Origin of the sequence: Pseudomonas sp. NPDC089534 (genome assembly GCF_044749305.1) — a bacterium.
GTDB classification, from domain to species: domain Bacteria; phylum Pseudomonadota; class Gammaproteobacteria; order Pseudomonadales; family Pseudomonadaceae; genus Aquipseudomonas; species Aquipseudomonas ekonensis.
This window is the reverse complement of record NZ_JBIVHR010000135.1, coordinates 1-11,402: the sequence shown is the minus strand read 5'-3', so window position 1 is coordinate 11,402 and position 11,402 is coordinate 1. Positions and strand designations below refer to the sequence as shown.

The 11,402-nt window shown below is 65.5% G+C and carries 10 protein-coding genes and 1 other RNA gene; all 11 read right to left on the bottom strand.

What is annotated here, in order from left to right; genetic code table 11:
* A partial coding sequence (gene murG / locus ACIP0B_RS26390) for an undecaprenyldiphospho-muramoylpentapeptide beta-N-acetylglucosaminyltransferase (RefSeq protein WP_400837666.1) occupies positions 1–894 on the bottom strand: 894 nt, incomplete at its 3' end.
* Positions 884–2,101: a putative lipid II flippase FtsW gene (gene ftsW, locus ACIP0B_RS26385; RefSeq protein WP_085584849.1), complete on the bottom strand. Its 1,218-nt coding sequence runs from the start codon at positions 2,099–2,101 to the stop codon at positions 884–886. The genes ftsW and murG, both read right to left, overlap by 11 nt.
* Complete coding sequence (murD, locus tag ACIP0B_RS26380; RefSeq protein WP_400837662.1) at positions 2,098–3,444, bottom strand: UDP-N-acetylmuramoyl-L-alanine--D-glutamate ligase; 1,347 nt, start codon at positions 3,442–3,444, stop codon at positions 2,098–2,100. Before murD ends, ftsW begins: the two co-directional genes overlap by 4 nt.
* 5 nt (positions 3,445–3,449) lie before the next feature.
* Entirely contained in the window at positions 3,450–4,532 is a 1,083-nt protein-coding gene (gene mraY, locus ACIP0B_RS26375; protein WP_085584845.1) for a phospho-N-acetylmuramoyl-pentapeptide-transferase, read from the bottom strand.
* Positions 4,532–5,899, bottom strand: a complete 1,368-nt coding sequence (murF, locus tag ACIP0B_RS26370; protein ID WP_400837658.1) for a UDP-N-acetylmuramoyl-tripeptide--D-alanyl-D-alanine ligase — start codon at positions 5,897–5,899, stop codon at positions 4,532–4,534. Before murF ends, mraY begins: the two co-directional genes overlap by 1 nt.
* A complete protein-coding gene (locus tag ACIP0B_RS26365; RefSeq protein WP_400837655.1) occupies positions 5,892–7,355 on the bottom strand; it encodes a UDP-N-acetylmuramoyl-L-alanyl-D-glutamate--2,6-diaminopimelate ligase in 1,464 nt (487 codons plus the stop codon). Before ACIP0B_RS26365 ends, murF begins: the two co-directional genes overlap by 8 nt.
* On the bottom strand, positions 7,355–9,094 hold the full coding sequence (locus ACIP0B_RS26360; RefSeq protein ID WP_170929944.1) for a penicillin-binding protein 2: 1,740 nt from the start codon (positions 9,092–9,094) through the stop codon (positions 7,355–7,357). Before ACIP0B_RS26360 ends, ACIP0B_RS26365 begins: the two co-directional genes overlap by 1 nt.
* The gene (ftsL, locus tag ACIP0B_RS26355) at positions 9,094–9,387 is read right to left on the bottom strand and encodes a cell division protein FtsL (protein WP_007956777.1); all 294 of its coding nucleotides are present in this window, start codon (positions 9,385–9,387) and stop codon (positions 9,094–9,096) included. The genes ACIP0B_RS26360 and ftsL overlap by 1 nt, the downstream gene beginning before the upstream one ends.
* Positions 9,384–10,331 (bottom strand): 16S rRNA (cytosine(1402)-N(4))-methyltransferase RsmH, encoded by a 948-nt coding sequence (gene rsmH / locus ACIP0B_RS26350; RefSeq protein ID WP_400837652.1) that lies wholly within the window; start codon positions 10,329–10,331, stop codon positions 9,384–9,386. The genes ftsL and rsmH overlap by 4 nt, the downstream gene beginning before the upstream one ends.
* On the bottom strand, positions 10,328–10,783 hold the full coding sequence (gene mraZ, locus ACIP0B_RS26345) for a division/cell wall cluster transcriptional repressor MraZ (RefSeq protein ID WP_003205355.1): 456 nt from the start codon (positions 10,781–10,783) through the stop codon (positions 10,328–10,330). Before mraZ ends, rsmH begins: the two co-directional genes overlap by 4 nt.
* Positions 10,784–11,186: 403 nt before the next feature.
* Positions 11,187–11,402: RNase P RNA component class A (gene rnpB / locus ACIP0B_RS26340), an RNA gene on the bottom strand; the annotation flags it as partial.

The following is an 11,402-nucleotide window of genomic DNA, read 5'->3' as shown; positions in this document are numbered from 1 at the left end:
GCTGGGCTGAGGCGGGTTGGCGGGCTCCGGATTGAGATAGAAATCGATGGCGTGGGGCAAGGGCACCAGCATCGAGGGCAGACCGGCGGCGGCCAGTTCACTGATGGTCAGGGCGCCTGCGCGGCACACCACCAGGTCAGCCCAGCCATAGGCCTGGGCCATGTCTTTGATGAACGGCTGCACCTGCGCGTCGACGCCGGCGGCGCGGTAGCGCTCTGCAGTCACTTCATCGTGGTTCTTGCCGGCCTGGTGGAACACCTCCGGACGCAGGTCGGCAGCGACTTGCGCCAGGGCTTCAGGCAACAGCTTGTTCAACGGTTCTGCGCCCAGGCTTCCGCCCAGGATCAGCAAACGCGCCTTGCGGCCGGCCAGGGCCTGCCGCGGCGTTTCGAGGAACAGCTCGCTGCGCACCGGGTTACCGGTGGTGCGGCGGCTGTCCGACAGGGTAAAGGTGTCGGGAAACGCTTCACACACCCGGGCGGCGAACGGCACCAGCATCCGATTGGCGGTGCCGGCCACGGCGTTCTGCTCGTGAACGATCACCGGCACGCCGGCCAGCTTCGCGGCGACGCCGCCGGGGCCGGTCACATAACCGCCGAAACCGACCACGCACACCGGCTTGAGGCGGCGCATCACGGCACGGGCCTGCAGCACCGACTTGAGCAGCATGAACGGCGCCTTGAGCAGCGACAGCTTGCCCTTGCCCCGCAGGCCGGTGGCGTTGATGCGGTGCAGTTCCAGGCCGGCGGCCGGCACCAGGTCGTTCTCGATCCCGCGCGGGGTGCCGAGCCAGTGCACGGTGTAGCCGCGCGCCTGGAACTCGCGGGCACAGGCCAGCGCCGGGAACACGTGGCCGCCGGTGCCGCCGGCCATGATCAATACGTTAGCGCCCATGGTTCGGCTCCTCGGCGAAGTCGCTCTCATGGAATTCCATCTCTTCGCTGCCCAGGTGCGTGCGGCTCTCCCACTCGATCCGCAGCAGCAGGCCGAGGCAGGCGCAGCAGATCACCAGGGAGCTGCCGCCGTAACTGAGGAACGGCAAGGTCAGGCCCTTGGTCGGCAGCAGGCCGACGTTCACGCCGATGTTGATCAGGAACTGGCCGATCCAAAGGAACGACAGCCCGTAAGCGACATAGGCGGCAAAAAACTGTTTGGCCTTCTCGGCCCACAGGCCGATGTACATGCCCCGGATACACACGAAGACGAACAGCGCCACGGTGCACAGCGAACCCACGGCGCCCAGCTCCTCGGCCAGCACCGAGAACACGAAGTCGGTGTGGGCTTCCGGCAGGTAGAACTGCTTCTGCACGCTGTTGCCCAGGCCGACGCCCAGCCACTCGCCGCGACCGAATGCGATCAGCGCCTGGGACAGCTGGTAGCCGGCGCCGAACTGGTCGGCCCACGGGTCGGCGAAGTTGGTCAGACGCGCCATCCGGTATGGCTGCATCTGGATCAGCAGCACCACCGCCGCGACCGCCAGCACCACCATCAGGGAGAACCGGAACAGGCCGACGCCGCCCAGGAACAGCATCGCTGCGGCCGCGCCCATCATCACCACGGTGGCGCCGAAGTCCGGCTCCATCAGCAGCAGGCCCGCCATCGGCAGCAGCACGATGAACGGCTTGAAGAAGCCCATCCAGCTTTCGCGCACTTCCTTCTGCCGGCGCACCAGGTAGCCGGCGAGGTAGATCACCACGAACACCTTGGCGATCTCGGAAGGCTGCACGTTGAAGAAGCTGAAGCCGATCCAGCGCATCGAACCGTTCACCTCGCGGCCGATGCCGGGGACGATCACCATCACCAGCAGGCCGAAGGCGCCGATCAGCATCATCCAGCCCATGCGCTGCCAGGTGGCGATCGGGATCATCATGGTCACGACGCACGCGCCCAGCCCCAGCACGATGTAGATCAGGTGGCGGATCATGTAATAGAGGGCGCTGCCCGACTGGGCCGCCGCCACTTCGGTCGACGCCGAGGCGATCATGATCAGCCCGAGCCCCAGCAACGCCAGGCAGCCGGCGAGCATCGGGAAGTCGAGGTCGATGCCGCGTCCGGTGATGATCGGCGACGGGTACGGCTTGATGATCCCTTTCAGGCTCATGCCAGGTCCTCCACGGCGCGGACGAACTGGTGACCACGGTCTTCGTAGTTCTTGAACATGTCGAAACTGGCGCAGGCCGGCGACAGCAGCACGACGTCGCCCGGACGGGCGGCGGCGCGGCATTGCGCAACGGCCTCGACCAGCGAGCAGGCACGGATCAGCGGCACGGCTTCGCCGATGGCCTCGCCGATCTTGTCGCTGTCGCGGCCCATCAGGATCACGGCACGGCAGTGCGCCGCCACCGGATCGCGCAGGTCATGGAATTCGGCGCCCTTGCCGTCGCCGCCGGCGATCAGCACGATCTTGCCGTCGATGTCCGCGCCCAGGCCTTCGATGGCGGCCAGCGCGGCGCCGACGTTGGTGGCCTTGGAGTCGTTGTAGTAGCCGACGCCGTCCACGTCACGCACCCACTGGCAGCGGTGTTCGAGACCGGCGAAGGTGCGCAGCGCCGCGAGCATCGCGTCGAACGGCAGGCCGACCGCATGGCCGAGCGCCAGCGCCGCCAGGGCGTTGGACTGGTTGTGGGCGCCGCGGATCTTCAGCTCGCGCACCGGCATCAGGTTCTGGAATTCGAAGGCCAGCCACTTCTCGCCGCCCTCCTCGCGAATGCCGAACGCCTTGAAGTCCGGCTTGGTCAGGCCGAAGGTCCAGCACGGCTGGCCCTCGCCCATCAACGGACGGCTCAGGGCGTCCTGACGGTTGACCACGAACTGCTTGGCGCCCCGGAAGATCCGGTGCTTGGCCAGGTGGTAGGCCGGCAGGCCGCTGTAGCGGTCCATGTGGTCTTCGCTGATGTTGAGCACGGTCGCCACTTCGGCGTTGAGCTGGTCGGTGGTCTCCAGCTGGAAGCTCGACAGCTCCATCACGTACAGCTCGACGTCGTCGCTCAGAAGGTCCAGCGCCGGCGTGCCGAGGTTGCCGCCCACCGCCACGCGTTTGCCGGCCGCAGCCGCCATCTCGCCGACCAGGGTGGTGACGGTGCTTTTCGCGTTGGAACCGCTGATGGCCACGATCGGCGCCTTCGCGTTGCGCGCGAACAGCTCGATGTCGCCGGACAGTTTCACGCCACGGGCCGCAGCGGCCTGCAGCGCTGGGGTCGCCAGCGCCAGGCCGGGGCTCACGTAGAGTTCGTCGGCACGGCACAGGAACTCGACGTCCAGCTCGCCACAACGCACTTCCACGTGCGGATAGTCACGCTTGAGCGTGGCCAGTTCCGGCGGGTTTTCCCGCGTGTCGGCCACCGCAAACGCCACGCCCCGGTTCGCCAGGAAGCGAACCAGGGACATGCCGCTCTTGCCGAGGCCGACAATGATGCGGAAGTGGTCGGAAGCGATCAGGGACACTCGTTCTACCTCAGCTTCAGGGTGGCAAGGCCGATCAGCACGAGAATCACGGTGATGATCCAGAAGCGGACGATCACGCGCGGCTCGGGCCAGCCCTTGAGTTCAAAGTGGTGGTGGATCGGCGCCATGCGGAACACGCGGCGGCCGGTCAATTTGAAGGAGGCGACCTGGATGACCACCGAAAGGGTCTCCATCACGAACACGCCGCCCATGATGAACAGGACGATTTCCTGGCGCACGATCACGGCGATGGTGCCCAGCGCGGCGCCCAGCGCCAGTGCGCCGACGTCGCCCATGAAGACCTGGGCCGGATAGGTGTTGAACCACAGGAAGCCCAGGCCGGCGCCGATCAGCGCACCGCAGAACACGATCAGCTCGCCCGCGCCCGGCACGTAAGGGATCAGCAGGTATTCGGCGAACTTCACGTTGCCCGACAGGTAGCAGAAGATGCCCAGGCCGCCGCCGACCATCACGGTCGGCATGATCGCCAGGCCGTCGAGGCCGTCGGTCAGGTTGACCGCGTTGCTCGAACCGACGATCACGAAGTAGGTCAGCACGATGAAGCCGGCGCCCAGCGGAATGCTGTAGTCCTTGAGCATCGGCAGGATCAGGGTGGTTTCCACCGGCGTCGCGGCGGTCATGTAAAGGAAGATCGCGGCGCCGAGGCCGAACACCGACTGCCAGAAATACTTCCAGCGGCTCGGCAGGCCGCGGGAGTTCTTCTCGATCACCTTGCGGTAGTCGTCGACCCAGCCGATGGCGCCGAACAGCAAGGTCACCAGCAGCACGACCCAGACGTAACGGTTGGTGAGGTCGGCCCACAGCAGGGTGCTGACGCCGATGGACGACAGGATCAGGGCGCCGCCCATGGTCGGCGTACCCGACTTGGACAGGTGCGATTGCGGGCCGTCGTTGCGCACGGCCTGGCCGATCTGGCGGTTCTGCAGGGTGCGGATCATCCATGGGCCGTAGCACAGCGACAGGACCAGCGCGGTCAGCACACCGAGAATCCCGCGCAGGGTCAGGTACTGGAAGACCGCGAAGCCTTTGTAGAACTGTTGCAGATACTCCGCTAGCAGCAGCAGCATTAATGTTTCTCCAGACTGGAACCGCACAGGGCCGCCACGATGTTTTCCATCGCCGCGCTGCGCGAGCCCTTGATCAAAATGGTGGTGTTTGTGTCCTGTTCGGCGGCGAGGGCCTGGATCAGTTCGGCCTGGGTGCCGAAGTGATGCGCCTGCGCACCGAAAGCGTTCACGGCATGGGCCATCAGCGGGCCGACGGCGTAAAGCGCGGAAACCTTGCCCCGGGCGTACTCGCCCACGTCGCGGTGCCCCTGCTCCGCCCAGTCGCCCAACTCGCCGATATCCCCGAGCACCAGAACGGTGCGGCCGGAAAAGCCGGCGAGTATATCAACGGCCGCGCACATGGAGGTGGGGTTTGCGTTGTAGGTGTCGTCGATCACGCGCTGGCCGTTCTTCGCCAATTGCGCGACGGTGCGCCCCTTGACCGGCTGCACCGCGCCGAGCCCGGTGGCGATGCCGAACGGCGACACGCCCAAGGCATGGGCCGCGGCGGCGGCGGCCAGGGCGTTGGCGACGTTGTGGGTGCCGAGCAGGTTCAGTTGCACCCGTTCCTTGCCGGCCGGGCTGTGCAGGGTGAACGCCGGGCAGCCGCGTGCGTCGGTGGCCAGGTCGCTGGCGTGGAAATCCGCCTGCGGGTTGTTCAGGGCGAAGGTCAGCACCTTGCGCCCGGCGGCGCGGGTCTTCCAGATGCCGAAGGCCTTGTCGTCGAGGTTCAGCACCGCGGTGCCGTCGGCGGCCAGCCCTTCGATGATTTCGCCCTTGGCTTCGACGATCTTCTCCGGCCCGCCGAACTCGCCGACGTGGGCGGTGCCTGCGTTGTTGAGGATCGCCACGTGGGGCTTGGTCAGGCCGACGGTGTAGGCGATCTCGCCCAGGCGCGAAGCCCCCAGCTCGATCACCGCCGCGCTGTGTTCCGGGGCGAGTTCGAGCAGGGTCAGCGGTACGCCGAGGTCGTTGTTCAGGTTGCCGCGGGTCGCGTGCACCGAGCCACGGGTACGCAGAATGCCCGCGAGCATTTCCTTGACCGTAGTCTTGCCGCTGGAGCCGGTCACGGCCGCCACCGGGTGGGTGAACGCGGCACGGTTGAGCGCACCCAACTGGCCCAGCGCCTGACGGGTGTCCTTGACCAGCAATTGCGGCAGCGTGCTGTCGGCGATCTCGCGCTCGACCAGCGCCGCGACCGCGCCTTTGGCGGCGACCTCGTTGAGGTAGTCGTGACCGTCGAAACGCGGGCCGGTCAGGGCGATGAACAGCTGGCCGGGCTTGATCGCGCGGCTGTCGATGCTGACGCCGTCGAAGCTTGCGTCGCCGGCGATCAGCCGCGCGTCGAGGGTGTTGGTCAGTTCGCTGAGTTTCAGGGCCTTAAGCATGGGCCACCTCCCACGCGGTCAGGGCATGATCGGCTTCCACCAGATCGGAAAAGGCATGCCGCTGGCCGTTGATTTCCTGATAGTCCTCATGGCCCTTGCCGGCCAGGACGATCACGTCGTCGGCCGAAGCGCCAGCGATCAATTGAGCGATGGCCTGGCCACGGCCGGCCACGAAGGTGACGTTATCCACAGCCGCGAAACCGGCACGGATGTCGTCGAAGATCTGCGCCGGATCTTCCGTGCGCGGGTTGTCGTCGGTGACCAGCACGCGGTCGGCCAGACGCTCCACCACTTCGGCCATCAGCGGACGCTTGCCGCGGTCACGGTCGCCGCCGCAGCCGAACAGGCACAGCAGTTGGCCTTTGACGTGCGGGCGCAACGCGGTCAGGACCTTTTCCAGCGCATCCGGCGTGTGGGCGTAGTCGACCACCACCAGCGGCTGGCTACCGCCGCCCAGGCGCTGCATGCGTCCGGCCGGGCCTTCGAGCTTCGGCAGCACCTTGAGGATTTCGTCCAGCGGGTAGTCCAGGCCGAGCAACGCACCGACCGCCGCCAGCACGTTGCTCAGGTTGAAGCGGCCCAGCAGCGTGCTGCGCAGGTGATGTTCGCCCTGGGGCGTGACCAGCGTGGCGCGCACGCCGTGGTCATCGAACTGCGCTTCGCGGCAATAGAGGTAGGCGCCGCTGTCGAGCAGGCTGTAGGTGATCAGCCGCGACTCGCGCTGTTCGGCGGCCAGTTGCCGGCCGAAGTCGTCGTCGAGGTTGACCACCCGGCATTTCAGGTCGTTCCAGGCGAACAGCCTGGCCTTGGTCGCCGCGTAGGCTTCCATGGTGCCGTGGTAGTCGAGGTGATCGCGGGACAGGTTGGTCATCACCGCCACGTCGAACGCCAGCGCCGTGACCCGGCCCTGATCCAGGCCATGGGACGACACTTCCATGGCCACGGCCTTGGCGCCGGCCTTTTTCAGGTCGCCCAGGGTCGCCTGCATGGCGATCGGGTTCGGCGTGGTGTGCAGGCCGCTCTGCAGCGCGCCGTAGAAACCGGAGCCGAGGGTTCCGACGATGCCGCAATGCTGGCCGAGCAGGTCCAGGGCCTGGGCCACCAGTTGGGTCACGCTGGTCTTGCCGTTGGTGCCGGTGACGCCGATCAGGTTCAGGTGATGGCTGGGCTCGCCGTAGAAGCGCCCGGCGATGTCCGACAGCTGCGCCGCCAGCCCCTTGACCGGGATCAGCGGCACGTCGGTGATCGGCAGCACCGTGGCGCCTTCCACTTCATAGGCCACGGCCGCGGCGCCGCGCGCCAGCGCGTCGGCGATGTGGGCACGGCCGTCGAACTTGCCGCCCGGCACCGCGAGGAACAGGTCGCCGGCGCGCACGTTGCGGCTGTCCAGCGCCAGTTCACGGATCAGCAGATCGTGGCCGGCGTGAGGGAAGATCTTGTTCAGACTCAGAGACATCAGCCGCGCCCTCCATTGGCTTTCAGCGGAACGGCCGGGGTGGCGTTGGCCTGTTGTGTGGTCGGCAGGTTGTCCGGGGTGACGTTCATCAGGCGCAGGGTGCCGGACATCACGCGGCTGAACACCGGCGCCGACACCAGACCGCCGAAGTAGCCGGCCTTGGTCGGCTCATCGATCACCACGACGATGGCGTAGCGCGGATCGCTCATCGGGCCGAAACCGGCGAACAACGAGCGGTAGGAGTTTTCCGCATAGCCCTTGGTGCCGACCGACGTCTTACGCGCCGTACCCGACTTGCCGCCCACGTGATACGCCGGCACCTGCGCACGGAACACGCCGCGCGGGGCTTCGATCACCTGCTGCAGCATGCCTTGCATGGTTTTCGCCACGGCTTCCGGCAGCACCTGGGTGGTCTGCGGAGCCTTGTCGGTTTTGATCAGGGTCAGCGGCGCGAGGCGACCGTTGTTGGCCAGTGCCGAGAACGCATGCACGAGCTGGATCGCGGTGACGGAAACACCGTAGCCGTAGGACAGCGTCGCGGTTTCGGCCTTGCGCCAGTCCCTGTAGTTCGGCAGGTTGCCGACACGCTCGCCGGGGAAGCCCAGGCCGGTGTCCTGGCCGAGGCCCAGCTTCTGCGCCAGGCGGAAAATGGTCTCGCCGCCGATGTCGAACGCGACCTTGCTCATGCCGACGTTACTGGAATTGATCAGGATGCCGGTCATGTCCAGCACCGGGCCTTCGGTCTTGGACACGTCCTTGATGGTGTATTTGCCGATCTGCAGGCTGCCCGGGTACACCTCGACGGTGTCGCTCGGCTTCCAGCGTCCGCTTTCGATCGCGGCGCTCATGGAAATGGCCTTCATGGTCGAACCCGGCTCGAACACGTCGATCATCGCCCGGTTGCGCATCATGGCCGGCTGCAGGTAGCGGCGGTTGTTCGGGTTGTAGGTCGGCTGGTTGACCATGGCGAGGATCTCGCCGGTCTTCACGTCCATGATCACCAGACTGCCGGCCTTGGCGCCGTTCTCGATGATCGCGTTGCGCAGTTCGCGGTTGGCCAGGTACTGCAGGCGCAGGTCAATCGACAACGCCAAGGGCTTGCCGGCCTTGGCGTTCTTGGTGACCTGGACGTCCTTGATCAGCCGACCGCGCCGATCCTTGATGACCTGTCGTTTGCCCGGCACCCCGGCGAGCCATTCGTCGTAGGCGAGTTCGACGCCTTCGCGGCCGTGGTCGTCGATGTCGGTGAAGCCGACCATGTGCGCGGTGACTTCGCCGGCTGGGTAGAAGCGGCGGAACTCTTCGATGCCGTAGACGCCCGGCACTTTCAGGTCGAGCACGGCCTGGCCCTGCTCGGGGGTCAACCCGCGCACCAGGTAGATGAATTCCTTGTTCGCCTGCGCCTCGAGACGTTCGGCCAGGGCTTTCGGATCCTGTCCCAGCGCAGCCGCCAATGCCGGCCATTTTTCTTTGGCCAGCTGCATTTCCTTGGCGTTGGCCCACAGGGTGGTCACCGGCGTGCTCACGGCAAGCGGTTCGCCGTTGCGGTCGGTGATCAGGCCGCGGTGGGCCGGAATCGGAATGTGACGCACGCTGCGCGCATCGCCCTGACCTTTAAGGAAGTCACGGTCGACCACCTGCAGGTCGATGATCCGCCAGCAGATCGCCGCGACCATGATGCCGAGCAGCCCCACCACCAGGCGGAACCGCCATGGGAAAAGTGCGCCTTCGAGCTTCATCATGGCGCCACCATCTTCACGTCAGCCGCGCCGGGGATGTGCATCTTCAGCTGCTCGGTGGCCAGCACTTCGATGCGGCTGTGGGCGGTCCAGGTGCTTTGCTCCAGGATCAAACGGCCCCACTCGGCCTGCGCCTTGTCGCGCACGCTCAGCTCGTTGTACAGGGTGTTGAGCAACTGCCGGTTCCAGTGGGCGCTGTAGGACACGCCGATGGCCGACACGAGCACGCCGATGAACAGCAGCAGCATGAAGAAGCTGCCGCCCGGCAGGGGCTTGGCGAATAGCTTGCTCACCGCAGCTTCTCCGCCACACGCATGACCGCGCTGCGCGAGCGCGGGTTGGCCTTGAGCTCGGCGTCGGAGGCCGTCTGCGCCTTGCCGTGGATCTTGATCTTCGGCTCGAACGCCACGTGACGAACCGGCAGGTTGCGCGGCAGGTTGTCGGCTTCGCCCTTCACCAGCTTGCGCATGAACAGTTTGACGATGCGGTCTTCCAGCGAATGGAAACTGATGACCACCAGACGGCCGCCGACTTCCAGGCACTCGAGCGCGGCCTCAAGGCCCGCCTCCAGGTCGCCCAGTTCGTTGTTGACGTGGATGCGCAGGCCCTGGAACGCACGGGTCGCCGGGTTCTTGCCCTTTTCCCAGGCCGGGTTGGCGACCTTGAGGACTTCGGCCAGGTCGCCGGTGCGCTCGAACGGCGTGACGTCACGGCGCTCGACCACGGCACGGGCCATGCGACCGGAGAACCGCTCTTCGCCGTACTCCTTGAACACCCGGGCGATTTCCTCGACCGGTGCGGTGTTGACGAACTCCGCCGCGCTGATGCCGCGGGACGGATCCATGCGCATGTCCAGCGGACCGTCGTTGAGGAAACTGAACCCGCGCTCCGGGTCGTCGAGCTGCGGCGAGGACACGCCCAGATCGAGCAGGATGCCGCTGACCTTGCCGGACAGGCCGCGCTCGGCCACTTCCGCGCCGAGCTCGGCAAAGCTGCGCTGCACAACGACAAAGCGGCCGTCTTCGGCCGCTAGCGTTTGCCCGGTGGCAATCGCCTGAGGATCCTTGTCGAATCCGAGGAGCCGCCCGTCAGGCCCCAGCTTGCTGAGGATCAGCCGGCTGTGCCCGCCGCGTCCGAACGTGCCGTCCAGATAGCAGCCATCAGGACGTACGGCGAGAGCCTCGACGGCTTCGTCAAGCAGTACGGTGATGTGGTTGAAGCCGCTATCAATAGTCACAGGATCAGATCACGCAGTTCGTCGGGCATGGCGCCCGGTTGTTGTATGGCAGCGAGGTCGGCGGCGGAAACCGCGTTCCAGGCATCTTCGTCCCACAGTTGGAACTTGTTCAGTTGGCCCACCAGCATCGCGCGCTTGTCGAGCTTCGCGTACTCGCGCAAACGCGGCGGAACCAGGAAACGGCCGCTGCCGTCGAGCTCGAGGTCGACGGCGTTGCCGATCAGCAAACGTTGCAGGCGGCGGTTCTCTTCGCGAAGCGAAGGCAGCGCGCGCAACTTGGTTTCAATAATTTCCCACTCATCGAGCGGGTAGACACACAGACACGGATCAACGGCGTCGATCGTGACGATCAACTGCCCGGAACTACGCGAAACGAGCTCGTCACGGTACCGGCTCGGCATGGCGAGACGGCCCTTTGCGTCGAGACTGATAGCGTTGGCTCCGCGAAACACGTCTGCGTTTCTCCAATTTTTAGCGTTTTGAGCTCAGAAAACCCACTTCATGCCACTTTCCGCCACTTGCGCACACTATAGGAATGCGCCCACCACACCGTCAAGGCGCGGATTAAAGGAAAAGCCTTACAGAACGGAGATTTAGGAGCATAAAAGGAGGCACAACGAGAATCCGGCGGACACCTGCGACCAATAACTTGAAGCAGCACAGAAAGCTGCGCTCGAAAGTTAAAGTGATTTGTTAAGAGTAAGATCTTTTCGGTATTACAAAGCTGCTTCTGCTGTTGATTGAAGCAAGGTGGGAAATGGCTATTACGGCATCGGCCGCTGCCGGATATCCAGCGCAGGCCTGCTGATAATAAACAGCCCTGTCGCCTTTAATTCAAGCAGGGAAAGAAAAAAGGTGGAGAGTCGATCTGTAAGCCGGGTTCTGTCTTGAACAGTCATTCGTCTACGATGGCCATCACTGGACACCTTTAGCAACCTACCCGGTCCCAGCGCGGGCCACGCCTTGGGACCCTATTTGGTCTTGCTCCAAGTGGGGTTTACCAAGCCACGACCTGTTGCCAGTCGTGCGGTGCGCTCTTACCGCACCTTTACAACCTTACCGGCGCCGAAG